This window comes from bacterium SCSIO 12827 (assembly GCA_024397995.1).
Lineage (GTDB): Bacteria > Pseudomonadota > Alphaproteobacteria > Rhodospirillales > Casp-alpha2 > UBA1479.
Map to the genome: position 1 here is coordinate 1,454,434 of CP073746.1, position 24,092 is coordinate 1,478,525.

At 62.4% G+C, this 24,092-nt stretch carries 24 protein-coding genes; 13 read left to right on the forward strand and 11 right to left on the reverse strand.

Annotated features, from left to right (window positions below; all coding sequences use genetic code 11):
• Nucleotide 1 precedes the first annotated feature (1 nt).
• On the forward strand, nucleotides 2-760 hold the full coding sequence (locus KFF05_06845) for a sulfite exporter TauE/SafE family protein (protein ID UTW53071.1): 759 nt from the start codon (nucleotides 2-4) through the stop codon (nucleotides 758-760).
• Here the strand turns inward: KFF05_06845 and KFF05_06850 are convergent.
• The 4 genes from KFF05_06850 to KFF05_06865 form a co-directional block, all read right to left on the reverse strand.
• The gene (locus KFF05_06850; GenBank protein UTW53072.1) at nucleotides 757-1,584 is read right to left on the reverse strand and encodes a chromate resistance protein; all 828 of its coding nucleotides are present in this window, start codon (nucleotides 1,582-1,584) and stop codon (nucleotides 757-759) included. The two genes, KFF05_06845 and KFF05_06850, sit on opposite strands and share 4 nt — an antisense overlap.
• A gap of 141 nt (nucleotides 1,585-1,725) precedes the next feature.
• Nucleotides 1,726-2,238 (reverse strand): GNAT family N-acetyltransferase, encoded by a 513-nt coding sequence (locus tag KFF05_06855; protein ID UTW53073.1) that lies wholly within the window; start codon nucleotides 2,236-2,238, stop codon nucleotides 1,726-1,728.
• Nucleotides 2,239-2,363: 125 nt separating this feature from the next.
• Nucleotides 2,364-2,843: a hypothetical protein gene (locus tag KFF05_06860; GenBank protein ID UTW53074.1), complete on the reverse strand. Its 480-nt coding sequence runs from the start codon at nucleotides 2,841-2,843 to the stop codon at nucleotides 2,364-2,366.
• 139 nt (nucleotides 2,844-2,982) lie between these two features.
• Nucleotides 2,983-3,783: a helix-turn-helix transcriptional regulator gene (locus KFF05_06865; protein ID UTW53075.1), complete on the reverse strand. Its 801-nt coding sequence runs from the start codon at nucleotides 3,781-3,783 to the stop codon at nucleotides 2,983-2,985.
• Nucleotides 3,784-3,935: 152 nt separating this feature from the next.
• Between KFF05_06865 and KFF05_06870 the strand changes: the two genes are divergently transcribed.
• Nucleotides 3,936-5,255: an MFS transporter gene (locus tag KFF05_06870; protein UTW53076.1), complete on the forward strand. Its 1,320-nt coding sequence runs from the start codon at nucleotides 3,936-3,938 to the stop codon at nucleotides 5,253-5,255.
• 91 nt (nucleotides 5,256-5,346) lie between these two features.
• Here the strand turns inward: KFF05_06870 and KFF05_06875 are convergent, their stop codons facing one another.
• The 5 genes from KFF05_06875 to KFF05_06895 all read right to left on the reverse strand — a co-directional run bounded on the left by KFF05_06875 (nucleotide 5,347) and on the right by KFF05_06895 (nucleotide 10,134).
• Nucleotides 5,347-5,922, reverse strand: coding sequence for an exonuclease domain-containing protein (locus tag KFF05_06875; protein UTW53077.1), 576 nt, complete (start codon nucleotides 5,920-5,922; stop codon nucleotides 5,347-5,349).
• Nucleotides 5,919-6,998, reverse strand: coding sequence for a threonylcarbamoyl-AMP synthase (locus tag KFF05_06880; GenBank protein ID UTW53078.1), 1,080 nt, complete (start codon nucleotides 6,996-6,998; stop codon nucleotides 5,919-5,921). Before KFF05_06880 ends, KFF05_06875 begins: the two co-directional genes overlap by 4 nt.
• Nucleotides 6,913-7,698 carry a 3'(2'),5'-bisphosphate nucleotidase CysQ gene (gene cysQ, locus KFF05_06885; protein UTW53079.1) on the reverse strand — a complete coding sequence of 262 codons (786 nt, stop codon included), beginning with the start codon at nucleotides 7,696-7,698 and terminating at the stop codon, nucleotides 6,913-6,915. Before cysQ ends, KFF05_06880 begins: the two co-directional genes overlap by 86 nt.
• A gap of 92 nt (nucleotides 7,699-7,790) precedes the next feature.
• Complete coding sequence (amrB, locus tag KFF05_06890; protein UTW53080.1) at nucleotides 7,791-9,236, reverse strand: AmmeMemoRadiSam system protein B; 1,446 nt, start codon at nucleotides 9,234-9,236, stop codon at nucleotides 7,791-7,793.
• 49 nt (nucleotides 9,237-9,285) lie between these two features.
• The gene (locus KFF05_06895) at nucleotides 9,286-10,134 is read right to left on the reverse strand and encodes a hypothetical protein (protein ID UTW53081.1); all 849 of its coding nucleotides are present in this window, start codon (nucleotides 10,132-10,134) and stop codon (nucleotides 9,286-9,288) included.
• A 147-nt stretch (nucleotides 10,135-10,281) separates the two neighbouring features.
• On the opposite strand from KFF05_06895, the gene amrS reads away from it, so the two are divergent.
• From amrS to KFF05_06935, 8 genes are all read left to right on the forward strand, one after another.
• The gene (gene amrS, locus KFF05_06900) at nucleotides 10,282-11,409 is read left to right on the forward strand and encodes an AmmeMemoRadiSam system radical SAM enzyme (protein UTW53082.1); all 1,128 of its coding nucleotides are present in this window, start codon (nucleotides 10,282-10,284) and stop codon (nucleotides 11,407-11,409) included.
• Nucleotides 11,410-11,482: 73 nt separating this feature from the next.
• Nucleotides 11,483-12,274, forward strand: coding sequence for a class II aldolase/adducin family protein (locus KFF05_06905; protein ID UTW53083.1), 792 nt, complete (start codon nucleotides 11,483-11,485; stop codon nucleotides 12,272-12,274).
• A 187-nt stretch (nucleotides 12,275-12,461) separates the two neighbouring features.
• Entirely contained in the window at nucleotides 12,462-13,967 is a 1,506-nt protein-coding gene (locus KFF05_06910; protein UTW53084.1) for a leucyl aminopeptidase, read from the forward strand.
• 31 nt (nucleotides 13,968-13,998) lie between these two features.
• Nucleotides 13,999-14,523: a hypothetical protein gene (locus KFF05_06915; GenBank protein ID UTW53085.1), complete on the forward strand. Its 525-nt coding sequence runs from the start codon at nucleotides 13,999-14,001 to the stop codon at nucleotides 14,521-14,523.
• Nucleotides 14,524-14,576: 53 nt separating this feature from the next.
• Nucleotides 14,577-15,026, forward strand: coding sequence for a DNA polymerase III subunit chi (locus KFF05_06920; protein UTW53086.1), 450 nt, complete (start codon nucleotides 14,577-14,579; stop codon nucleotides 15,024-15,026).
• Between the two features lie 61 nt (nucleotides 15,027-15,087).
• Nucleotides 15,088-16,110, forward strand: a complete 1,023-nt coding sequence (locus tag KFF05_06925; GenBank protein ID UTW53087.1) for a cyclase family protein — start codon at nucleotides 15,088-15,090, stop codon at nucleotides 16,108-16,110.
• A 70-nt stretch (nucleotides 16,111-16,180) separates the two neighbouring features.
• Nucleotides 16,181-17,413 carry a CoA transferase gene (locus tag KFF05_06930; GenBank protein UTW53609.1) on the forward strand — a complete coding sequence of 411 codons (1,233 nt, stop codon included), beginning with the start codon at nucleotides 16,181-16,183 and terminating at the stop codon, nucleotides 17,411-17,413.
• Nucleotides 17,410-18,321, forward strand: coding sequence for a CoA ester lyase (locus tag KFF05_06935; GenBank protein UTW53088.1), 912 nt, complete (start codon nucleotides 17,410-17,412; stop codon nucleotides 18,319-18,321). Before KFF05_06930 ends, KFF05_06935 begins: the two co-directional genes overlap by 4 nt.
• A 25-nt stretch (nucleotides 18,322-18,346) precedes the next feature.
• On the opposite strand, the gene KFF05_06940 is transcribed toward KFF05_06935, so the two are convergent.
• Both KFF05_06940 and KFF05_06945 read right to left on the reverse strand, forming a co-directional pair.
• Nucleotides 18,347-18,901, reverse strand: a complete 555-nt coding sequence (locus tag KFF05_06940; GenBank protein ID UTW53610.1) for a YjbE family putative metal transport protein — start codon at nucleotides 18,899-18,901, stop codon at nucleotides 18,347-18,349.
• Between the two features lie 138 nt (nucleotides 18,902-19,039).
• On the reverse strand, nucleotides 19,040-20,665 hold the full coding sequence (locus KFF05_06945; GenBank protein UTW53089.1) for a choline dehydrogenase: 1,626 nt from the start codon (nucleotides 20,663-20,665) through the stop codon (nucleotides 19,040-19,042).
• Nucleotides 20,666-20,932: 267 nt separating this feature from the next.
• On the opposite strand from KFF05_06945, the gene KFF05_06950 reads away from it, so the two are divergent.
• The 3 genes from KFF05_06950 to KFF05_06960 all read left to right on the forward strand — a co-directional run bounded on the left by KFF05_06950 (nucleotide 20,933) and on the right by KFF05_06960 (nucleotide 24,066).
• Nucleotides 20,933-22,015 carry a TRAP transporter substrate-binding protein gene (locus KFF05_06950; GenBank protein UTW53611.1) on the forward strand — a complete coding sequence of 361 codons (1,083 nt, stop codon included), beginning with the start codon at nucleotides 20,933-20,935 and terminating at the stop codon, nucleotides 22,013-22,015.
• A 114-nt stretch (nucleotides 22,016-22,129) separates the two neighbouring features.
• A complete protein-coding gene (locus KFF05_06955; GenBank protein ID UTW53090.1) occupies nucleotides 22,130-22,744 on the forward strand; it encodes a TRAP transporter small permease subunit in 615 nt (204 codons plus the stop codon).
• Between the two features lie 2 nt (nucleotides 22,745-22,746).
• Nucleotides 22,747-24,066: a TRAP transporter large permease subunit gene (locus KFF05_06960; protein UTW53091.1), complete on the forward strand. Its 1,320-nt coding sequence runs from the start codon at nucleotides 22,747-22,749 to the stop codon at nucleotides 24,064-24,066.
• Nucleotides 24,067-24,092: the final 26 nt, after the last annotated feature.

The following is a 24,092-nucleotide window of genomic DNA, read 5'->3' on the forward strand; positions in this document are numbered from 1 at the left end:
CATGATCACAGATCCCCTATTCTATTTCCTCGCCGTGCCGGCGGTCCTGATCGCGGGCATTTCCAAGGGTGGGTTCGGCTCGGGCCTGGCGCTGATCGCCGTGCCCATGATGTCGCTGATCGTGCCCGTTCCCATGGCGGCGGCGATCATGCTGCCGGTGCTGATGTCCATCGACTTCATCAACATCTGGGTCTACCGCAAGGACTTCAGCGCCCCCGACCTCAAGGTGCTGCTGCCGGGGGCGGTTCTGGGTACGGCGGCCGGTTGGGCCGGGTTCCAGTTCATGACCGAGGAAGGTACGCGCCTGATGGTCGGGCTGATCGCCATCGTCTTCACCCTCGACCACTGGCTGCCCCTGCGGCCTAAGCCCGACGGCGCCCGCCCGCCCGGCCTGCGCGGAGTGTTCTGGGGCATGTGCGGCGGCTTCACCAGTTTCTTCGCCCATGCGGGGGCGCCGCCGGTGCAGGTCTACCTGCTGCCGCGCGGCCTGGCCAAACGGCCCTTCGTCGGCACCTTCGCGATCTTCTTCTGGGCCGTGAACCTGATGAAGTTTCCGGCCTATTGGGAACTGGGGCAGTTCACGCCGGAGGTTCTCTGGACCGCGCTGGTTCTGGTGCCCCTGGTGCCCATCGGCATCCGCATCGGCCTGTGGGGCCAGAACCGCCTGTCGGACAAGGTGTTCTTCGGCGTCTGCTACGTGCTGCTGTTTTTTACCGGCATCAAGCTGACCTGGGACGGCCTGCGGCCGTTGATCGGTTAGACCGGGTTGGGAGTCCAGTTGTGGGTTTCCGCCGATGCGTGGCGGGCCCAGGCGAACAGCGCGTCATAGACCGCCATGCCGGCGTCGAGCATGGCGAGATCGTCGTCCTCGTACAGCGCCGACATGCCCAGGGACGCCGCCAGCAGCCCGGCGCATTCGGGGGCGAGATCAAGTTTTCCCGTGTCGGCTCCCCTGACGATTTCCGCCAGTCGGTCCAGGGCCGGGTCCGTGATGCCCGACCAGGCGACGAAGGCGTCGAAGCTGCAGTTCTCGTCGACATGACTGAAATCCACATCCGGGATGTCGTATGGGGTGCCGCCGGTTTCTTTCGCCACGTCGGACACGAACTCCTTGCCGACGTAATGAAACACGGCGTCCGGGTCGATGAAGCGGCGAATGAACCAGGGGCAGGCGATGCGGTCGATCTTGGGCCGCTCGCGGGTGACCCAGATGCTGGGCCGGTCTTCGGGGACCAGGCCACGCTTGACGGTGACGCCGCCCGCGTCGGCGAAATGCTCGATCCCGCCATCCAGGTAATAGGCGTCAATGCCCTGCGCCCGTAGGGTCGCGGCGGCACTCTGGCTGATCGCATGGCCGTGTACGCAGTAAACGACGACCGAGCCTTCTTCAGGCAGGTCTTCGGCCCAATCGACCGCCGCCGCATGGTCGCGCCACGTCGCCGTGGCGATCATGGCATCGGCCTTGTCGAAGGCCGCGCGGCGGCGCACGTCGACGATGATGGGGCAGGCGTCCGTACCGATCAGGCGGTTCAACTCATCGGCGGAAACGGCATTGGCGGACAGGGGGAGAGTAGCGGCGACCATGGCTCAAACCTCTCTTGCATCAGAGGGCCGAGCAGTGCTTGGGCGGACCGCCGCCTTGAACGTCGCCGGGGGACTGCGTGACCCCGGTGGAATGGGTGATTTTATACACTGGATCTGAGGTGCGCGCAACGGCGCGGCATCTCAACGCAGACCGAACGCGGTCTGCGGCCTACTGAACATCGACTGAAACTCTGGGCTGCTTCTATCCACGCCGTAAACATTCTCGTATATGTCGCCGAGCCAATCCCGCAAGGACGCCGCAGAGATGCTTGTCAGGTGTTCCGCCGCGCCGATGAGAATAACCATGGGGGGAGGCGTGCCGGCTGTCTTCAATGGCAGAATGTAGCCAAAGTCCTCAATCACCCGCGCGCCGTGGCGCCGGTAGAACCCGATGCGGCGGCTCTCCATGCTGTCGCCGGATTGGTCGGTCGGGGGAGGTGCCTCGACCTCCAACAGCACAGGGGTATCGCCCTGGTCGGTCAGCACATGGTCCAGCAGCCGCCCGCCGATGCCCTGGTTGCGCAGCGCGGGCGTCGTGGCGAAGTACTCCAGAAGCGCGAAGTCCTGGTGGTCAGACCGGTAGACGATGCTGAACGCCGCCACCTGGCCCGCCTGTTCCGCGATATGGATGCAGTAACGGTCGCTCTGCGCCATCCGCGCCAGGGCGTCGCGGTCCTTGCGTTCCGACGCCGGGATGGAGGCGACGTAGATGTCCCAAATTGCCTGGAAAACCTCATCTGTACTGGAGCCGGCTCTATCGCCGAAATTGACCTGCCGGATTACGGTGCTTGTATCGATTGCGTCAGTTCCTTCTTCAGAATTGTTTGAGCGTAGTGTTGAAATTTTTTCTTGAACTGCTTCGCATTATCGGCGGAATCAAACCAGTCCCAGTGACGCGCTCCCTCTTGCTCGATGATGGGCTCCCAAGTTTCTTTTAGGTCAGAATTTTTCTGGCAACGGTCATGAATGGCTTCGAGAAAGTTCCAAACCATGAATGCGTAAAGGTCGTATTTTTCCGACTGCTCCGCCGTCGTGATCGTCTGGGGAGAATGAACGTAGGGATGATCGAAGGCGATCTTCAGAATCTCAAAGTAATTCTTGTCGATGTCATCATAGTGGATGAATTTTTGTGTCTGTTTAAACGCATACACGGAATAGATCAGCGCAAATATGGCCAGGAGCGCGCCGATTGTAGCCGCAGTGCCCTGCACGCCCTCCCAACCCGACCAACTCAATACCGAAGTTATGAATTCCCACACGGACCTGCCCTCCTTATTTAAAACAAAAGTTCCGACCGTTCCCGTTTAAGGGTACGGAACCTTCAAAAGTATATACAACCTTTCGGTGAGGTTCTTTGTTGACATCTAGCAAGGCCGGTGCCGGTGTCGGGGCTTGAGGTCAGGTCTTGAAATACCGCCCCGGCGACACGCCCAACGTCTTCTTGAACATGGCGATGAAGGCCGACGGGCTGTCGTAGCCGAGGTCGAGGGCCGTCGCCGTCACCGGTTGGCCGGCGGCAAGCAGTTCCAGGGCCTTGAGCAGCCGGGCCTGTTGCCGCCAGGCGCCGAAGGTCATGCCCGTATCCTTGACGAACAGCCGCGCCAGGGTGCGCGAACTGGCGCCCGCCGACTTGGCCAGGGCGTTGAGGTTCGTATCCAGCGCCGGGTCATTGATCAGGGCTTCGGCGATGCGGCGAAGGCGTGAATCTTCGGGCCAGGGCAAATGCAGGGGGGCCTGATCGAGGACCCGCAACTGGTCGAGGATCACCGCCATCAGGCGGCCGTCCGGGCCGTCGGCATCATATTCGGCGGGTATGGCGACGGCGGTGCGGATCAGTTCGCGGAGCAACGGCGACACGGTTACGACGCTGCAGGCCTGGGGCAGGTTGCCGGCGGCTTCCGGGCTGACCCAGAGGCTGCGCATCTTGACGTCCGTGGGGAAATCGACCCGGTGTGCCATGCCGCCCGGCACCCAGACGGCGCGTTCCGGCGGCACGACCCACACACCGGCCTCGGTCGTCACGGCCATGACGCCGGAAATGCCATAGACCAGTTGGGCGCGGGGGTGGGAATGCCAGCGCGTCGCCTGACCCGCCGGATAGTCGGTGGCGGCGGCGACCACGGGGCGCGGCACGGCCTGCAGGGCCTGGACCCGGTCGATGTTGTCCTGATGGGTTTGTTCGCGAAAGGGGCCGTCCATGCGGAGCCTCGTTTGTCCGTTTCGCGATATAAATTGACAGAATACCGAAAGACTGTCGAGGCAGGTTCGTGCATCTATCCTAAACGACCACCATGACCAGACCAAAAACCCGGATGGGCATAAAGCCTCACGGGGAAGACGAGGAAACGACCATGTCCTACAACGACCGCCACGGCGTCCAGTTTCTGTTCCTGAACATCGGCCATCTGCTGGATCATTTATTCCTTCTCATCTACGCGACGGCCGTCGTAACCATGTCCCTGGATCCGGCTTTTCAGCTGACTTTCGCGCAGGCAATCAAAGAGTTGGTTGGCGCCCTGCCGTTTGAGGGAGGGGCTACGAACGCGATCGTCGAATGGGCGGACGGATTGACCGAAAAGGGGTCGTACGGGTTTCTCCTGGCGCTCTCGACCGCGAGTTTCGTCGCCTTCGGGGCGTTCTCTCTTCCCGCGGGGTGGCTGGGTGACAAGTGGTCCAAGCACGGCATGATGACCGTGTTCTTCATCGGCATCGGCACGGCATCGGTCATGACCGGTTTTGCCAACGGACCTTATCAGGTCGCCGGGGGCTTGCTTGTCATCGGCATCTTCGCCGCCATCTATCATCCGGTCGGCATCTCCATGGTCGCGGAAAACGCCAAGTCGCTTGGCCGGGAGTTGGGCATCAACGGCGTGTGGGGCAATTTCGGCGTCGCCTGTGCCGCCGTGGTTTCCGGCTTTCTGACCGATCACTACGGTTGGCGGGCCGCCTTCATCGCGCCGGGCGTGATCTCGATCCTTGTCGGCCTGGCCTATCTGGTGTTTTCCCGGAACGCGCCGGAGCCCCACCCGCTCGCCAAGAAAGACAAGTTCATCGGTGCGACGCCGGAACAGGTCAAACGCGCGATCTTCGTCGTGCTGTTGGCGTCGGCACCCGGCATGCTCATTTTCAATTCGACGACGAACTCCCTTCCGAAGCTGTTCACCGAACGGTTGGGCGACCTTGCTGGAAACGTGTCACAGGCGGGATTCTGGGGTTTTGGCGTGTTTGTCGTTGCTTCCATGGCCCAGGTCATGATGGGGCATCTGTTGGACAAGTATCGTCTGAAACCGATTTACATTATCGCCGTTGCGCTGCAGGCACCGCTGATTTTCTTGGTCGCTTATGCCTATAACGAAGGTCTGCTCGGTGCGGCCACGGCGATGATGTTCATCGTCTTCTCGATCATCCCGATCCACGACACCATCATCGCGCGGTTCACATCCAAGGAAATCCGCTCGCGGGTGTTCGCGTTGAAATATCTGGTCGGATTGCTGGTTGGCGCCGCGGCGTTGCCGCTGACGGGGTGGCTGCACTCGGTGGTCGGCGGCTTTACGGTGGTCTTTCTCGTGTTGGGTGCGCTTGCTGTGTTCGAATGCTGCGTCACCTTCTTTCTTCCGGCCCGCGACCACCTGACGCAACAGGCCGAAAATGCAGCTCAGCCCGCGGAATGACCCCACACATACCGTAGGCGCGGAGCGGCTCCATGCACCAGCATGGGGCCGTTTTGCTGTCTGGGGATCGGCTGGACGGGGGGCGGAAAACTTAGAACCGGCCCACCTTGCGTGCCCGGCGCAGCGCCTCGGCGACGCAGCGGCTGTCGGAAAGTCCCTGATGCATGGCACCGGGCGGGGTGAAGTCCATGAGTTCCGGCAGGTCCGAGCTGTTGGGCACCCAGTCAACGCCGAGGTGCGTCATCACCACCGCGCGCACATCATCACATCTGCAATCGGCGAAGGGATTGGCCAAGCCGTATAGCTGACAGTTGGTGACGATATGGCTGAACTCATCGCCAAATCCGAAGGCTTCCGTGGACGGGCCAACAAATTCGGCGAATTCGCCCAGGGCCACTTTCAAATCCACGCCTTCGCGGTTTAGGCGGTCTTGGGTGATACCCGTAAGGTCCGTGAAATAGCGGTCGAGGGTCGAGTTGATGCGGGGGCGGACCAAAATTTCGAAGGCACCCAGTTCTTCCAGGTCGGGCGTATCGGCCAGCCTGACCGCGCCGATCTGAACGACCTCCATTTCTTCGCCGGGGCCTGACCAGGTCCGTTGCCGGGACCCCTCCCAGGCGGTCCACTCCAGGTCCATGACGATCAGTGCCTGATCGTCGCCCCTCATTCCTCCGTATCCTCCGTCCGCGCGGCACGGATCAACCGGTCGTTGATCGCCCGGCCCAGTCCCCGGTCGGGGATCGGCATGACGGCGATGGCCGGGGCCGGCCCATTGTCCAGGTCGTGCAGCATGGCGAACAGATTGGCGGCGGCCTCGGTGGTATCGCCCGTAGGGCTCAGGTTCAGGCATCCTGCGGGGGCATCCGGGCCGAAGCCCAGCAAGGCTTCATCCGTCTCCGCCCGCTGCGCGTTCAGGCGCAGCCGCTTCGACGGCGCGTAATGGCGGGCCAGCATGCCCGGGGAGCGCGGCCCGCCGGGGCCGATCTCGTGAGCTTCGGCGACCGGACCATAGGCACCGCAGACGGCCTCGATGTCTTCCCGCGCAAGGCCACCCGGGCGCAGGATCACCGCGCGGTCGCCGGTGGCGTCGACGACCGTGGATTCCAGGCCCACGGTACAGGCGCCGCCGTCCAGAATGATTTCCGGCCCACCCTGATCGGGGCCGGGCAGGGAGGCCGCGACATGGGCGGCCCGGGTCGGGCTCATATGGCCCGAACGGTTGGCGCTGGGTGCCGCGATGGGCAGGCCGCCCGCTTTTAGAAGGGCCTGACCCACGGCATGGTTCGGGGCGCGGATGGCGACCGTGTCGAGCCCCGCCGACACCAGTCGCGACAGCCTGCAATCCGCCCGCCGGGGCAGGACGACGGTCAACGGCCCCGGCCAGAACGCATCCATCAACACGCGGCCAAGCGCCGTGATCTCGGCATAGTCAGCGGCGGCGTCGGCATCGGCCACATGCACGATCAGGGGGTTGAATTCGGGACGGTCCTTGGCGGCGTAGATGGCGGCGCAGGCGGCGTCATTGGTGGCGTCGGCGCCCAGGCCGTAAACCGTTTCCGTGGGAAAGGCGACCAAGCCGCCCGCCTGAAGAACATCGGCCGCGCGGGCGATGGCGGCGGGGTCCGCCGCATCGGCGATCAAGGACAGGGCGCTGCCGCTATCCGTCAAGGCCGATCCCCTTGCCGACCGCGATGAAGTGGGGATTGTCGAGCCCGATCTTGCCGTAGGCCAGAGGGGCGCCATCCGTCGTCAACACGCGGCCGCCGGCAAAATTCAGGACCGCATGGCCCGCCGCCGTATCCCATTCCATGGTCCGCCCGAACCGGGGGTAGATGTCGGCCGCCCCTTCGGCGATGCGGCAGAATTTCAGCGAACTGCCGGCGCCGATGCGATGCACCACGGTATAGCGTTCCAGGAACGCATCCGCTTCTTCGGCCCCGTGGGAGCGGCTGACCACGGCGGTCAGCCCTTCGGCCGGGGTTTCGCGTGATGCGATGAGGGTAAGCGGGCCGTCGCCGGTCTGCTTGAATGCACCCGGCGCGCCGGCCAGGAAGGTTTCGTTCAGCACGGGCAGATGCACCACGCCCAGGACAGGTGTGCCGTTTTCGATCAAGGCGATGTTGACCGTGAACTCGCCGCTGCGCTTGACGAATTCCTTGGTCCCGTCCAGCGGGTCGACCAGCCAGAACACGGGACCGTTGGGCTGTTTCAGGCCCTTGGCCTCGACCGCTTCCTCGCCGACGATGGGGATGTCGGCGGAAATCTCGCTTTGGATCGCCTGGGTGATCAGGGCTTCGGCAAGTTGGTCTGCCTGCGTGACCGGGGAGTTATCGCCCTTGGTCTCGACCTCGAAATCGGTTTTGTAAACGGTGAGAATCTGCGCGCCCGCGCGCTTGGCGATATCCGCCACCTGTTCAAGCAGGGTCAGGTCGATGGTCAGCATGTCCGGTGCGCCCGGTTATGGGAAATGGGGGATGGGTCCCGTTTCGGTTTGTCGCCCGTGCGCCGCGTGGAGTCAACCGACGGCGGCGTAGGCTATGACGGTTGGGCGCGCCACAGCGGGCGATCGGCGGGCAGGTCCGCAGATTGGGCTTGCTCGGCGACGAATCGCCGCGCCGTGAACGTGGATGACCAGTGATTGCCCGCCATCCCGGCCTTGCGCTTCAGATGCATCAGGAACGCCCGCTTGTCGGGTAGTTGCTCCCAGACAGATGGCAAGAACAGGGCGCGCTTGCCGCCGTCGGCGATGACCAGCCCGTCGATGCCGGGGCGCAACTGGGCTAACAGGTCGGCCTCATCACGGACGGTCATGGGGGCCTGGGGGCTGAGCACGGAGATTGAGAGAGTGATCTCGGGCAGTTCCGATGCCTCCAGTTTCGGGAAACGCGGGTCGCGGAAGGCGGCGGCATAGGCGTTGACGGCGACGTCGGTCAACAACGGGCGGTGCGCTTCCGGTGAGCCGATACAGCCGCGAAGTTGCCCGTTTTTCTTGAGCGTCACGAAGCAGGCCCCGGGGGCGGCCAAGTCGCCAGAGGCGGTCGACATGTCGGGCATCAGGGGCTGGCCCGTTTCCAGGCCGTGCTCGATGGACGATGCGGCCAGGCGCAGCAACGTTGTGCCGTGGCGGGCGAGCAGCGCCTTGGTCTGGGCCGCGAAATCCGTTTCGTCTTCTTGAACGGCGGCCGCCGGGTTTTCCATGAACAGCCAGGACCCATAGCCGACGACCCGGTCGCGCGGCCCCGCCGTGTCGCCCGAATTGCGCAGGTCCACGGTCTCGACCGTCATGCCCTTCGCCTTGGCCAGTTTCAGCAGACCGCCCAGCGGAAAGCGGCCGCAGGCGCCGTGGGTGGAAATCTGCTCCGGCGCCAGGGCCTCGATGGCCCGGCAGGTGCGCCGGTCGATCGCTTGGGCGCTGTCGTAATCGAGATAATGGCTGAGATCCGAAGACACCACGATCAGCGTTTCCGGCCCGCCCCAGAGTTTCTCCAGCACCTCCGCGACCTGGTCCGGCGTGGCCTGGCCGACGACCAGCGGCAGAACCTTGAAATCGTCGAGCACGCGCATCAGGAACGGCAGGTGGACCTCCAGCGAATGTTCCTGGGCGTGGGTGGCGTCGAACACCTGGACCTGGGGCAGATCGGCGATCAAGGCCGCCGCCGCTTTGTCGATCTCGACCGGTCCCAAGGGGGTGTCGAAGGCGTCGGCCCCCGACAGCGCCAGGCCTTTCACCGCGACCCGGTGGCAGGGGCCCAGCAGGATGACCCGTTTGATCCGCCCGTGGGCCGGCTTGATCCGCGCATAGGCGCTGGCCGCCACAGCCCCGGAATAGACATAGCCCGCGTGCGGCGCGACGATCGCCTTGGGCACGGGGCCGACGGTGATCTTGGCGTCGTCCCAGCACCGGGCGATCAGGGCGTCCAAATCCTGCGGCCGGTCCGGATAGAACGATCCGGCGACGGTGGTGGGGCGAATTGCGGTCATTTGTTTAATCCATATTTGGACACGTTACGGTTCCAATGGAAAATGTCAGTCAGCCTGTGAAACTGTTCTCCCAATCTTTGAAGTCATTGGGATCCGGCATCATTTCAGGATGCTTCACTGTCGATAAATCGATTGTCGAAATACTTGGGGCAGGTTCGCCAAATTCTGAAACAAAATGATGCTGTAAAACCTCGCCATGCTTTTTCAAATCATCGACCAACATCTTCGAAAACATGATGCAACTATCATTTTGCATGCACATCGAATCTACCAAGTTTCTGTGGGTTTCGTCACCGCTTCCGTCTTCATTTAGCAGGCCGAGATAAATTAGCGTTTTTTTGCGATGGTCATCAAATTTCGCAGCCTTAAAGGCCCGAATAAATTCTCGTCGATTTACCAGCGTTTGGTTCAGTGAGTGTGTGGCCTGGCTAAGAGTGGCGACAAGATTGATTGGTCTGCCAACTACAGAAAGTTGATCAAAAACGACATCGCGTAATTGCTCATTTGGATTTGGGAATGGATCGACCGTTTTAAGCTCGATCAGTGCGTTGAACGATTTTGCTGTTGGGTCACCAGCGGCTCTTCGGTGTTCGAAGTCAAAAAATCGCTTAGTTTCCTCATCGAAGCTTTTCTTGATATTGGCGAATATCTCGCATTTCAGGCCGAAATGGGTGTTGAACGATGCATATGCTAAGGATATCGCTTTATTAGTTGCGCGAATTTCCTTTTCTATTTCGTTGCGTTTTCGTGAGCGCTCGGCAAATTTTTGAGCGCCTCTTGCACCAAAATAAGCACCGAGCGCTGCGGTCGCACCAGCAATCAAGGATGTTTCAAAGAGGTTACTGGTTACGACTTCGACGACCAGCTTTTGAATGCCTAATAGGGCGTTCTCAATCACGTGCACGACATTGCCACCGAGGAGAAGTTAATCGGAATGTGCATGCATTTGCCTGTCCATGGAACAATGTTGGCGCGGGGTATGGTGCATGACTACATGATAATATAGGCCCGTTCGGGGCCATTCCACAGCCGTTCGAGGAAATAGATGGCGTCCGCCGAAACCGATATTGAAACATTCCCCGACGCCTTTCCCGGCCGTTATTGGCACAAGCTGGACGACGGGCGCATTCAATGCGACGTCTGCCCCCGGTTCTGCAAGCTGCGGGCGGGGCAGCGGGGGCTGTGTTTCGTGCGCGCGTCGGACGGTGAGCAGGTGGTGTTGACGACCTATGGCCGGTCGTCGGGATTCTGCATCGACCCCATCGAAAAGAAGCCCTTGAACCATTTCTATCCCGGTACGCCGATCCTCAGCTTCGGCACGGCGGGCTGTAACCTGACCTGCAAGTTCTGCCAGAATTACGACATCTCCAAGTCCCGCGAATTCGACAAGCTGCAGTCCCTCGCCACGCCCGCGATGATCGCCGAGGCCGCCGTGCAATCGGGCTGCAAGTCCGTCGCCTATACCTACAACGACCCGGTGATCTTTCTGGAATACGCCGTCGACACGGCCAAGGAGTGCCGCAAGCGGGGGATCAAGAACGTGGCGGTCACGGCGGGCTACATCACCCCTAACGCCCGCACCGAATTCTTCCAGCATATGGACGCGGCCAATGTGGACCTCAAGGCCTTCACACCCGAGTTCTACAAGGAACTCTGTTCCGCCGATCTGGAACGGGTGAAGGAAACCCTGGTCTACATCAAGCACGAGACCGATTGCTGGCTGGAGATCACGGACCTAGTGATCCCCGGCCGCAACGACAGCGAAGCCGAGATTGACGCGATGACCAAATGGATCGTCTGCGCCCTCGGCCCCGACGTGCCGGTCCACTTCACCGCCTTCCATCCCGATTGGAAGATGATGGACGTGCCGCCGACACCGCGGGAAACCCTGGTCCGCGCCCGCGAGATCGCCATGAAGAACGGCATCCGATACGCCTACACCGGCAACGTCCACGACAAGGAGCATCAGTCGACCTATTGCCACAACTGCGGCGGCGTCTTGATCGGGCGGGATTGGTATGAACTGTCCGATTTCAATGTCACGACGGCGGGCAACTACCCCGGCAACTGCGCCGCTTGCGGCGCGGAAATTCCCGGCCGCTTCGACGGGCCGGCGGGGGACTGGGGACGCAAGAGGGTGCCGTTACGGTTTCAAGGGGCCAAGGCGGTTTAGGGGGCTTGCGCCTGCGCCCCCATTGTATACAATCCGCCGTTCGCAGATTTCATTCAGGGAGAGGACTCCGACCATGGCCCCCGACGCTTCCGCCGCCTACGACGCAAACCGCCCCGCCGACATCAGCCCCGAAGAATGGGAGGTCCGGGTCAACCTGGCCGCCGCTTATCGTCTGGTCGATCTGTTCGGCTGGTCGGACCTTCTGGGCACGCATCTGTCGGCCCGCGTGCCGGGACCGGACGAGCATTTCCTGATCAATCCCTTCGGCGTGCTGTTCGAAGAAATGACGGCGTCGGCCCTGATCAAGGTCGACGAGCACGGCACCTGCCTGACCAATTCCGAATACAGCATCAACCCGGCGGCCTTCGTCATCCATTCCGCCGTGCATCTGGCCGTGCCGGAACTGAGCTGCGTCATGCACACCCACACCCGGGACGGCGTCGGCGTTGCCTGTCAGGAAGACGGTATTCTGCCGATCTCGCAGCAGGCGCTGTCGATCTATGCCCATACGGCCTATCACGATTACGAGGGGCTGGCCGTCGACCTGGATGAGCGGGAGCGGCTGGTCCGCGACCTGGGCGACAACCGGGTCATGGTGCTGCGCAACCACGGCCTTCTGACCGTCGGCAAGACCATCGGCGAAGCCTTCATGTGGATGTACCGGGCGGAGCGCGCCTGCCGCTATCAGCTGTCGTTCCAGCAGTCCGGCGCCAAGCTGACGCCGATCCCGCAAGAGGTCATCGACAAGACCGTGGAGCAGGGCAAGATCGCCAATTCGCCGAACGGCCACCGTCCCATCGGCCAGAAGGAATGGCCGGCGCTGCTGCGCAAGCTGGACCGCGCCAACCCCGGCTACGACGCCTGATCCGCGAAATTCCAGGCTGCCTCCGGCAGAATCCCCTTCACCAGAAGGGGCATGGAACCCTATATAGTGGAACCCATCCATTCGGCGCGGGCGATTCCGCCTGCGCGTCATTACGCCGTCGCGCGACCGGACCCATCGTTGGGGGACGCGCGCGGCGTCCCACATGAATAGTCCCAAGGACAGATAGATGAAAATCACCTTCGCCAATCCCGCACTTCCCGCCCAGGGCGTCGTCGTCGTGACCGCCACCGAGGACGCCAAGCTGTCGAAAAGCGCCACCGTCCTGGACGTCAAGCTGGGGGGAGCGATCACCCGCGCGGCCAAGGCCGCCAAGTTCAAGGGCAAGGCGGGCGAAAGCCTCGACCTGATGGCGCCGGACGCCAAGTTCGAACGTGTCGTCGTGGTCGGCCTGGGCAAGCCGGATGAATTGAAGGACCTGAGCCTGCAGGAAGCGGGCGGGCGCATCTATGCCATGCTGTCCGGCCAGGGCGCCGCCGCCACCGTGGTGATCGACGCCATAGATGGCGGCAAGATGACGGCCGCCGACATGGGGGCGAACCTGGGATTCGGCGCGCTGCTGCGGTCCTACCGTTTCGACAAGTACCGGACCAAGGAGCCCAAGGAAAAGAAACCGGTTCTGAAGGCGATCAAGGTTCTGTGCCCGACATCGGCCAAGGCCAAGGCGGCTTTCACCGATATGGAAAAGGTCGCCGAAGGCGTGTTCTTCACCCGCGATCTGGTGTCCGAGCCGCCGAACGTGCTCTATCCCGCGACCCTGGCCAAAGAAGCCCAGGCGCTGAAGAAGCTGGGCATCAAGGTCACCGTGCTGGGTGAAAAGGAAATGGCCAAGCTGGGCATGGGCGCACTTCTCGGCGTCGGCCAAGGCAGTGCCCGCGAAAGCAAGATGGTCATCATGGAATGGACCGGCGTTGCCAAGTCAAAACCCGCCAAGGCGCAACAGCCGGTTGCCTTCGTCGGCAAGGGGGTGACCTTCGACACCGGCGGGATTTCCCTGAAGCCCGCCGCCGGCATGGAAGACATGAAGTGGGACATGGGCGGTTCCGGCGTGGTCATCGGCCTGATGAAGGCCCTGGCCGGACGCAAGGCCAAGGTCAATGCCGTCGGCGTGGTCGGCCTGGTGGAAAACATGCCGGGCGGCAACGCCCAGCGGCCGTCGGACATCGTCAAATCCATGTCGGGTCAGACCATCGAGGTCCTGAACACGGACGCCGAGGGCCGCCTCGTCCTCGCCGATGCGCTGTGGTACACGCAGACCAAATATAAGCCCAAGTTCGTCGTCGATCTGGCGACCCTGACGGGGGCGATCATCGTGGCACTCGGCAACGAGCGCGCGGGCATGTACGCCAACGACGATGCCCTGGCCGACCAGATCTTCCAGGCCGGTGAAGCCGTGGACGAGCTGGTCTGGCGCATGCCGCTGGGCAAGGCCTATGACGAGCTGATCAATTCCGACGCCGCCGACATGCAGAACATCGGCGGGCGCTGGGGCGGGTCCATCACCGCGGCTCAGTTCCTGCAGCGCTTCATCAAGGACGGCACCCCCTGGGTCCACCTGGACATCGCCGGGACGACCTGGTCGAAGAAGGCCAAGCCGGTCACGCCCAAGGGCGGCACCGGATACGGGGTGCGCCTGCTGGACCGGCTGGTCGCTGACCACTACGAAGCCAAGTAAGGGGCATCGAGGGCATGGGGAAGGCGACGGTATGAAGCGTTTGATCGGCTCTCTGCTCGTCGCCTTCGGCCTGTCGGTCGGGTTCCTGATTGCCGAGGTGCCGGACAGTGCGGCGGCGGAACCGGCCACGGCCGCTGCCCCGGCCGCGCCCTCGGCGGCGGCTCTGGAATTCGTCCGGCGCACCGGCCTGAACAACAACTTCGTTCAATTGCTCGCCAAGTTCGGGGCCATGACCCGGACCGTGCAAAGCCTGATCGGCAAGTTCGGGCTTGAGGCCGTGACCGAGGTGTTCCGCGCCCAGGTCAACCAGACCGTCGGCAAGTACGGCGATGAATGGACCGCCAACCTGGCCCGCATCTACGGCGCCGAGTTCACGGTGGAGGAATTGGACTCCCTGGCGACCCAGCACAACGACTCACCCCATTTCGCGCGCATGGTCGCCTTTCGCGATACGGCGGGAAAGCGCATGCGCGCGGCCAGCAACGATTTGATGGAAAAAGCCCTGTTCGAGGTCGTCAAGGGCACGGCGGAGCATTTCCCCACACTCGGCAAGTAGCCGTTCCGGCAGGTGTGGCGGAACGGACAGGTTCAAGGCAGGCAAGCGAGATCGTGACCGACATTTCCTTCTATCACTTGGAACGCTCGCCGCTTGAACAGGCCCTGCCCAAGCTGTTGGAAAAGACCCTGGCCGCGGGCAAGCGGGCGCTTGTCCTTGCCTCCAGCGAGGAACGGGTCGAGGCCCTGGCACAGACGCTCTGGACTTACGATCCCGGTTCCTGGCTGCCCCACGGCACACCGAAGGACGGCAATCCGGAAGACCAGCCCGTGTGGCTGTCGACCGATCCGGAAACTCCCAACCACGCGACCTTCCTGTTCCTGACCGACGGCGCGACGTCCGAGTGGGTTGATGCCTATGAGCGCTGTTTCGAGCTGTTCGATGGCCGCGACCCGGACGCCGTTCAGGCCGCCCGTGATCGCTGGAAATCCTACAAAGCCGCCGGCCACGACCTGAGCTATCTGCAGCAGACGGCTCAGGGGGGCTGGGAAAAGAAGGCCTGACTTTCAAGAACCGCACGTCCGAAGAAGGCGGCGGTGATCATACGAAAAACGGAGGATACAGATGACCAACCCGCGCTGGGTCAATCGGCCCGAGGGATCGAATTGGGGCGATTTCGGCCCCGACGACGAAAAGGGCCGCATGAACCTGCTGACGCCCGAGGTCGTGATGAAGGGCGTTGCCGAGGTGAAGGAAGGGCTGACCTTCTGTCAGTCCCTGCCGCTCGACATGCCGGGCGGCAATTCCGTCAATCCGAAGCGCCATCCCCCCGTGATGCACCCGACCAAGCAGGACGGCGCCGATTATTACAACTTCATCTGGGACAAGCATTCCCGTCCCGGATCGACGGACGTCAGCGCCGATGATCTTGTCGTGCTGCATACCCAGTATTCGACGCAATGGGATTCACTTGCTCACTTCGGGCAACTGTTCGATGCCGACGGCGACGGCATTGCCGAGCCCTGTTACTACAACGGCTGGCGCGCCGGCACCGACGTCGCCGATCCGGACGTGCACAATCACGTCAAGACCGACCGCCTGGGTATTGAGAACATGGCCGAGGCCTGTGTCCAGGGACGCGGCGTGATGATCGACCTGCACGGCCACTACGGCAACGAGCGCGTCGCCGTGAACCACGCCATGCTGATGGAGGTGATGGAGAAGGACGGCGTGACGGTGGAGGAGGGCGACATGGTTCTGCTCCATACCGGCTGGGACGAGATGATCATGTCCATGGCCGGTGATCCGGATGCCAAGAAGCTTCATGCCAGCTGCGCCGTGCTCGACGGCTGGGACGATAAACTTTTGCAGTGGATCACCGATAGCGGACTGACGATCCTGGTGTCCGACAACATGGCCGTGGAGAATACGAATTATCCCGGCCATCCTGAGGACGATCACTGCCGCCTGCCGATCCACCGGCACTGCCTGTTCAAGATCGGCGTGCACCTGGGCGAAATCTGGTATCTGGCCGAACTGAAGAAGGCGCTGAAGGAACGGGGCCGTTCGCGGTTCCTGTTGACGGCGCCACCCCTGCGCCTTCCGGGTAGCGTCGGTTCGCCCGCCACGCCCATCGCGACCATCTGATGGACGGACGACGATGACCGAGGACACGCCCAAGACCGGCCCGACGCGTCTGGACGCCAACAAGGTCGACATGTCGCAGTTCGGCCTGCACCGGAAGGACTATCAGCCCGACGCCAAGGGGCCGCTGCACGGCGTGCGCGTGGTCGACATGTCGCGCCTGGTCTGCGGCAACCTGCTGACCTTCAACCTGGGCGACATGGGGGCCGAGGTCATCAAAATCGAGCCGGCAGGCAAGGGTGATCCGCTTCGCGCCTGGGGCGACGGCGGGATCGAGGCGCAATGGAAGGTCTACGCCCGCAACAAGAAAAGCATGGCGCTCGACCTGCGTGACCCCCAGGCCATCGCCATCGTCAAGAAGCTGGTCGCAGGCGCGCAGATCCTGGTCGAGGGCTTCCGCCCCGGGCGGCTGGAGGAAATGGACCTGGCGCCGGAAACGCTCTGGACGATCAACCCCAAGCTGGTGATCGTGCGCATCTCGGGCTACGGGCAGTCGGGGCCCTATAAGGAACGCCCGGGGTTCGGCTCCGTCGTCGAAAGCATGTCGGGCTTTGCGTCCCGCAACGGCTTCGGGGACCGGGAGCCGGTGTTGCCGCCCTTCGCGCTCGCCGACTCAGTCGCCGGATTGCAGGGTGCCTTCGCCACCATCGTGGCGCTGCGCGCCGCCGAACAGGACGGCGGGAAGGGGCAGGTCGTCGACTTGGCGTTGCTGGAGCCGCTTTACGCCATCATGGGGCCGGAAGCCTTGGTCTATCAGCTGACCGGCAAAAGCCGCCCGCGCACGGGATCGTCCTCGACCACGGCGTCGCCGCGCAACGTGTATGAAACGTCCGACGGAAAATTCATCGGCATGTCGGCCTCGATCCAGACCATGGCCGAACGGGTATTCCGCATGATCGGCCGGGAAGATTTGATCACAAAGGAAGGCTTCCGCACGAATATGGAGCGCGTGAAGAACCGCGAGGAAGTGGACCGTATCGTCGGCGGCTGGATCAAGACCAAGACCTTGGCCGACGTCGCCAAGACCTTCGAGGAACAGAGCATCACCGCCTCGCCGATTTACGAGCAGGACGACATCCTGCGCGACGAGCATTTCCGCGAGCGCGAGGTGATCATCGAACTGCCCGACGACCAGCTGGGCACCGTGCCCATGCAGAACGTCAGCCCGCGCCTGTCGGAAACGCCGGGCGTGATCCGCAGCCCCGCACCGCTTCGGGGACAGCATTCCGTGACGTTGCTCGAGGAACTGGGCTACGGCGCGGCCGAGATTGAAAATCTGAAAGAAAAGGGAGTGGTCGAAGGATGACCGATAAAAATACCACCGGTGCGGAACAGCCGATTGTCTGGCGTTCGCTGCTTTATGTTCCCACCAACAACGAAAAGTTCGTCGCTAAGGCCCACACCCGGGGCGCCGACGGCATCATCCTGGACCTGGAAGACAGCGTCCCTGAACAGGAACGCCAGCGCGCCCGCGACATGCTGCCCGACGCGGTCAAGTCGGTGACGCAATCGGGTGCTGATCCCATCGTGCGCATCAACCGGCCGATCCGCCACATGGTCAAGGACGTGGAAGCGGCGGTGAAGGCCGGTGCCCGCGCCTTATTCGTGACCAAGGTCGACGGTGCGGGACATCTGAAACTGGTGGCCGAGCTGGTCGGCGAGGTCGAGCGCGAGGCGGGCCGCCCGCAAGGTTCGGTCAAGCTGGCCGCCATGGTCGAGACGGCGGACGCCTATTTCCGGGCCCATGCCATCGCCCGGGCTTCGTCCCGCCTGATCGGCATGAACCTGGGCGGCGAGGATTTCGCCATGGAAATGGGCATGGTGCCGGATACGGAAACCCTGCTGGTGCCCAAGCAGACGGTGATGATCGCGGCCAAGGCGGCGGGTCTGATGGCCATGGGTTTCATCGGCACGGTCGCCGATTACAACGACACCGAAGGCTTCCGCGCCGCCGTGCGCAAGTCGGTCAAGTTCGGCTTCGACTGCGCCAGCGTTATCCACCCGTCGGGCGTGGCGATTTTGAACGAGGAATTCACCCCGTCAGCGGAAGCGGTCGACCATGCGCGGCGCGTGATTGACGCCTACGCCGAGGCGCAGAAAGCGGGCAAGGGCGCCATTACCATCGACGGCAAGATGATCGACGTGCCCATCGTGATCCGTGCGGAGAAACTGTTGGCGCGCTACGAGGCGATCCGGGCTCGCGCCGGAAACTGACGGTCTGCCAGGGCGGGGATGGTGGCTACAGCATCCCCGCCGCGGCGGTCGCGACCTGATTGCCGCCGCGCCAGATCATTTCCACCGCCACATAGGCGACGACGATCAGCCCGGCGTAGGCCAACCACTTGTGCTTTTCCAGCAGCGACGCCACCCAGTTGGCGGCGAAGGCCATCAGCAGGATCGACAACACCAGCCCGAACACCAGCATGCCCGGCGCGTCGTGGGCGGCGCCCGCCACGGCCAGCACGTTGTCCAACGACATGGTTACGTCGGCGATGATGATCGAGGTCACGGCGCTTCTCATCGTCTTGACTTCGCCCGTCGGCTCGGCGTCGGGATCAGGTGTTTCCAGGCTACCCGAACGGATTTCCTGCCACATCTTGTAGGCGACCCACAGCAGCAGCAAGCCGCCCGCCAAGGTCAAGCCGATGATGCTGAGCAACTGATAGGTCACGGAGGCGAAGATAATGCGCAGCACCGTGGCGACGATGATACCGATGGCGATGGCTTTGCGGCGAAGTGCTACCGGCAGGCCCGCCGCCGCCATGCCGATGATGATGGCGTTGTCACCGGACATCACCAGATCGATGAAGACGATTGAGGTGAAGGCCTTGAAATTGAATTGCAGGAGGGGGTCGAGAAATTCCACGGGCGGGCTCTTTCGTGCGTTCGTGCCCGCCGCGGGGGCGGGATGGGCGTGTCGGGCGCGGGCGCCCTAGCGGTTGTCCTCAATGATCATGTCGGACGCCTTTTCGCCGATCATGATGGCCGGCGCGTTGGTGTTGCCCGACGTGATGGTCGGCATGATCGAAGCATCGGCGACCCTTAAGCCCCGGATGCCCCGGACCCGAAGCCGGTCGTCGACGACGGCGTTCGGATCGCGGCCCATCTTACATGTCCCGACAGGATGATAAATGGTCTGTGCGATGCGCCGTGCCCCTTCCAGAAGTTCGTCATCCGTTTGGGCGTCGCTGCCGGGGCGCATTTCTTCGGCAACATAAGGAGCGAGGGTCTTGGTTTCGACCAGCCGGCGCGTCAGCTTCAGGGATTCGATCGCAGTTTGTTGGTCCAGATTCGTTGACAGATAATTAGGCCGTATCGTCGGGTGGGCGAAGGGATCGGGGGAGGAGAGGCGGATATCCCCCCGGCTTTCCGGGCGCAGTTGGCAGACCGACAGGGTAAATGCCGAGAATCGGTGCGTGCCTTCGCCAGGGCTGTCGGCACTCCACGGCTGCACATGGTATTGGATCTCCGGCGTTTCCAGTTCGGGCCGCGTCTTGGCGAAGATCGCGACCTGGCTTGCCCCCATGGTCAGGGGGCCGGAGCGGCGGAACAGGAATTCCAGGCCCATCAGGACCTTCTGGATCGGATTGCGGGCCTGATCGTTCAGGGTGATGGGCCGGTGGGTGCGGTAGATGGTGCGTAATTGCAGGTGATCCTGCAGGTTGCCGCCGACGCCGGGCATATCCTGGGTCACGGGAATGCCCATGTCCGTAAGGTGTTGCGCCGAACCGATGCCCGACAGCATGAGAATTTGCGGCGAGCCGATGGCGCCTGCCGACAGGATCACCTCGCCCCGGCAGGCGGCGGCCTGGGGCGTGCCCTTCACGTCGAAGGCGACGCCGGCGCAGCGCCCGTCCTCTAGGATCAGGTTGCGGACCTGGGCATGGGTGCGAATGTCCAAATTTTGGCGGCTTTTGACCGGGTTCAGATAGCCGACGGCGGTCGAGCAGCGCAGCCCGTTGCGGGTGGTCAGCTGAAAATAACCGGCCCCTTCCTGGTCGTCCCGGTTGAAATCGTCCCGTTCGGGAATGCCGAGTTCGCCCGCCGCCTTGATAACGGCGTCGCAGATTTCCCGGCGCACCCGCATGTCCGATACGGCGAGAGGGCCGTCCGCGCCATGAAAGTCGTCGGCGCCGCGTTCCTGATTCTCGGCACGTCGGAAATAGGGCAGTACGTCCGCGAACGACCATCCTGCGTTGCCCAACTGCCGCCAGTGATCGAAGTCCTGCGGCTGTCCGCGGACATAAAGCAGGCCGTTGATGGAACTGGACCCGCCCAGAACCTTGCCGCGCGGCCAGCTGATGCTGCGCCCGCCCAGGCCCGGGTCGGGGGCGGTCTTGAAGCACCAGTCTGTTGCCGGATTGTTGATGGTCTTGAAGTAGCCGACGGGGACGTGAATCCAGGGATTGGTGTCGCGCCCGCCGGCCTCCAGCAGAAGGACCCGTTTGGCAGGATCGGCGCTCAGACGGTTGGCGAGCACGCAGCCGGCAGAGCCGGCGCCGATGACGATGTAATCGTATTCCGGCGCACCGGTGAGGGGGGAAGTCTCTACATCCATCGTTGGCTCGTCGTCGTCCTGATTCCGTTGGTTGTGGCGGCGGACTGCTGGAATGAGGCCTCCGCGATGCCGTTCTCATGGGGTGAGGTCGCGAAATCATCGTTGCAGATAATGCTTATGTTTGCAATAATGATACTTAGAAGTCTCAATAATGATAATTAAATACGGCTTCTTGACGGTCCCGGCGGCAATTGTGCACGGCAGGCCCCCATGTTTGGGAGTGGAAGCATGAATAAAATCAAATCTTTATTTGCCGTGTTCGCCCTGATGGCGTTCGCGACGGCCGCGGTCTTCGCGCCCGGCACGGCTGAGGCCAAGAAAGTCAAAATCCGCGTGCAGTCGGTGATCCCGTCCAAGGCGGATGAAGTCACGATGCTGAAGGATTACGCCGACAACGTCGCAAAGTTGACCAATGGTGAAGTCGAAATCGAAGTTCTGCCCGCAGGGGCGGTGGTCGGCGTCAAGGAAACGCTGGAGGCCGTCGACAAGGGGCTGATCGAAGGCGGATTTGCCTGGACCCACTACTGGTCCGGCTATCATCCGGCGGCCATGCTGTTCGGGTCTCCCGTCGCGGGCGGCGGTGTCGGCATGGACAACATCGCCTGGGTCAGCTGGTACCAGTACGGTGGCGGCCGCGCGCTTTATGAACAGCTCTGGAAAGAGATGGGCATGAACATCAAGGGCTTCATCCTGCAGCCCGTGGGCCCGGAAGCCTTGGGTTGGTTCAAGGAACCCATCAACTCCATGGCCGATTTCCGCAAGTACCGGTTCCGTACGCCTCCGGGCATCCCCGGTCAGACCTACAAGGACATCGGCGTCGCCTCGGTGGCCATGGGCGGTGGTGATATCTTGCCGGCCCTGGAAAAAGGCGTGATCGACGCCGCCGAATGGTGCTGCCCGAAACCGGACATGGTGTTCGGCTTCCAGAAGGTGCTGAAGCACTACTATCTACAGGGTCTGCATCAGGTGGTCGTGAACGCCGACATGTACCTGAACGGCGACGTCTGGAAGAGCCTGACCCCGCATCAGCAGCAGGCGATGGAAATCGCCGCCGATGCCTCGCTGTCGCGTGCCATGAGCTGGCGCATCTATGAAAACGGCAAGGCGCTGAAGGAACTGGTGGAAAAGCACGGCGTCATCCTGCATGACACGCCCGCCGATTATTTCACCGAATACATGGAAGCGGCCCGCAAGAGCCTGGAAAAGAACGCCGCCGAAAACCCGTTCTTCAAGAAGGTCTGGGATTCCCAGAAGGACTTCGCCGACATCGCGGTGCCGTTCTGGGCCGGGGCGCAAACGTCGAACGCCAATCTCGGCAACGCCTACGCCAACAGCAAGAAGAAAAAGTAGGCTGATCTCCTGCACATGACATCCGCCGGACATTCGGGGGCGGGCGCCACTGCCCGTCCCCGCATTGTCCGGTTGTGTCTCCCTGCGGAACCCTAAACGGAAAAGAAGGTTCGGATGGCTGATCACGACCCGAATCCCGGTGAACTGGATATCACCGATGAGCTGATCGCCGAGCGCCGGGGCGACCCGTCGGGCAAGATGCCGGACGACATGCCCCGCTGGATGGCGCTGACGATCACCGGCATCGACCGGTTCAGCCTAATCGTCGGCAACATTGTCTGTTGGCTGACGGTGCCGCTCTTCGCTGCCATGGTTTACGAGGTCGTGGCGCGTTACGTATTCATCGCGCCCACCATGTGGGCTTATGACATATCGCGCATGCTGTACGGCGCCTTGTTCATGCTCGGCGCTGGCTACGCCCTGTCGAAGGGCGTGCATATCCGCGCTGATTTCCTCTACCGCCTATGGCCGGACAAGATGCAGGGGCGCATCGATCTGCTGCTGTATCTGGTGCTCTATTTCCCCGGCATGCTGGTGTTTCTTTACATGGCAACCGACTACGCCACGCTGGCCTGGATCCGTGGCGAGAAAGGCATGGATACCGCCTGGATGCCGCATATGGGGCCGATTAAGACGGCGCTGCCCGTGGGCATCGCGCTGCTGATCATCCAGGGCATCTCGGAAACTCTCAAAAGCTACTACGCCGCGACTAAGGGAAGGTGGCCCTGATCATGGAAAATGAAATCCTGGGTCTTGTTCTGATCGGGGTGATGCTGCTGGCGATTTTCGTCGGCTTCCCAATCTCCTTTACGCTGATTTTCCTCGGCTTCGTGTTCGGCTACATGGGCTTTGGCCAGGTCGTGTTCTACCTGATGACGTTCCAATTCTCGAACGTCATGCTGGAACAGACATTGGCGGCCGTCCCTCTATTCATATTCATGGGGATATTGATGGAGCAGGCGGGCCTGATGGAACGCCTGTTCTCCGCCGTGCAGTTGATGTTGTCGCGGTTGCGCGGGTCGCTTTATCTGGCCGTGTTGTTCGTGTCGACGATCTTTGCCGCCGCGACGGGTATCGTCGGCGCCTCGGTGACAATCCTTGGCATCATGGCAGCCAAGACCATGAACAGATCCGGATACGATGTGCGATTGGCCGCGGGGACGATCACCGCCGGCGGGACGCTCGGCATCCTGATCCCGCCCTCGATCATGCTGGTGGTCATGGGCCCGGTGCTTGAGGTGCCGGTCACGGACCTGTTCGCCGCCGCCATCATCCCGGGCATCATGATGGCCTTCCTTTATGCCGTCTATGCGGTTGGCCGCTGCATGATCAATCCGGAACTGGGGCCGCCGTTGGCGATCGAGGACCGCGCCGCCAACATGGGCGAGATCGTCCGGGAATTCATTCTTGGTCTGGTGCCGCCGGCGCTTCTGGTGTTCTCGGCGCTGGGCTCCATCATGTTCGGTTTGGCGACCCCGACCGAAGGGGCGGGCTGCGGTGCCGCCGGCGCCTTGTTGCTGACGCTTGCCTATCGGCGGATGACCTTCAAGAAATTCAGGGAAGCCTTGATCAAGACGTTGGAAATCTCGGCCTTGATCCTGATTCTGGTCGCGGCCTCCAACTTCTTCGGCGCCGTGTTCTCGCGGCTCGGCACGCCGACCATGCTGACGGAAGTGCTGCTCGGCCTCGACCTGCCGCCCATGGTTCTGCTGATCATGATCATGGCCTTGATCTTCCTGCTGGGCTGGCCCCTGGAATGGGTGCCGATCGTGCTGATCATCGTGCCGATCCTGTTGCCGCTGATCGAACAACTGGGATTCAATCTGGTGTGGTTCGGCATTCTGGTCGCGGTCAACCTGCAAACAGCTTGGCTATCGCCACCGGTAGCGTTATCAGCATACTTCCTGAAAGGCGTGGTGCCGGAGTGGGATCTCAAGGACATTTACATCGGCATGATGCAGTTCATGGTGATCCAGCTTATCGGCCTCATCCTGATCATGGTCTTTCCCCAAATCGCGTTGTGGCTGCCGGGCTACATCTACGGGGAATAGGTTCGGCGACGGTGGTGCGTCGATTT

Bases quoted from the DNA above. Each gene is read 5' to 3' on its own strand.
- KFF05_06955 (UTW53090.1), top strand. From the start codon at position 22,130: ATGGCTGATCACGACCCGAATCCCGGTGAACTGGATATCACCGATGAG.
- KFF05_06915 (UTW53085.1), top strand. From the start codon at position 13,999: ATGAAGCGTTTGATCGGCTCTCTGCTCGTCGCCTTCGGCCTGTCGGTC.
- KFF05_06905 (UTW53083.1), top strand. From the start codon at position 11,483: ATGGCCCCCGACGCTTCCGCCGCCTACGACGCAAACCGCCCCGCCGAC.
- KFF05_06850 (UTW53072.1), bottom strand. From the start codon at position 1,584: ATGGTCGCCGCTACTCTCCCCCTGTCCGCCAATGCCGTTTCCGCCGAT.
- cysQ (UTW53079.1), bottom strand. From the start codon at position 7,698: ATGCTGACCATCGACCTGACCCTGCTTGAACAGGTGGCGGATATCGCC.
- KFF05_06845 (UTW53071.1), top strand. From the start codon at position 2: ATGATCACAGATCCCCTATTCTATTTCCTCGCCGTGCCGGCGGTCCTG.
- KFF05_06925 (UTW53087.1), top strand. From the start codon at position 15,088: ATGACCAACCCGCGCTGGGTCAATCGGCCCGAGGGATCGAATTGGGGC.
- KFF05_06855 (UTW53073.1), bottom strand. From the start codon at position 2,238: ATGGCGCAGAGCGACCGTTACTGCATCCATATCGCGGAACAGGCGGGC.
- KFF05_06945 (UTW53089.1), bottom strand. From the start codon at position 20,665: ATGGATGTAGAGACTTCCCCCCTCACCGGTGCGCCGGAATACGATTAC.
- KFF05_06870 (UTW53076.1), top strand. From the start codon at position 3,936: ATGTCCTACAACGACCGCCACGGCGTCCAGTTTCTGTTCCTGAACATC.
- KFF05_06875 (UTW53077.1), bottom strand. From the start codon at position 5,922: ATGAGGGGCGACGATCAGGCACTGATCGTCATGGACCTGGAGTGGACC.
- KFF05_06935 (UTW53088.1), top strand. From the start codon at position 17,410: ATGACCGATAAAAATACCACCGGTGCGGAACAGCCGATTGTCTGGCGT.
- KFF05_06865 (UTW53075.1), bottom strand. From the start codon at position 3,783: ATGGACGGCCCCTTTCGCGAACAAACCCATCAGGACAACATCGACCGG.
- amrB (UTW53080.1), bottom strand. From the start codon at position 9,236: ATGACCGCAATTCGCCCCACCACCGTCGCCGGATCGTTCTATCCGGAC.
- KFF05_06940 (UTW53610.1), bottom strand. From the start codon at position 18,901: ATGTCCGGTGACAACGCCATCATCATCGGCATGGCGGCGGCGGGCCTG.
- KFF05_06950 (UTW53611.1), top strand. From the start codon at position 20,933: ATGGCGTTCGCGACGGCCGCGGTCTTCGCGCCCGGCACGGCTGAGGCC.
- KFF05_06960 (UTW53091.1), top strand. From the start codon at position 22,747: ATGGAAAATGAAATCCTGGGTCTTGTTCTGATCGGGGTGATGCTGCTG.
- amrS (UTW53082.1), top strand. From the start codon at position 10,282: ATGGCGTCCGCCGAAACCGATATTGAAACATTCCCCGACGCCTTTCCC.
- KFF05_06930 (UTW53609.1), top strand. From the start codon at position 16,181: ATGTCGCAGTTCGGCCTGCACCGGAAGGACTATCAGCCCGACGCCAAG.
- KFF05_06880 (UTW53078.1), bottom strand. From the start codon at position 6,998: ATGGCGCCCCTCTGGCCTACGGCAAGATCGGGCTCGACAATCCCCACT.
- KFF05_06910 (UTW53084.1), top strand. From the start codon at position 12,462: ATGAAAATCACCTTCGCCAATCCCGCACTTCCCGCCCAGGGCGTCGTC.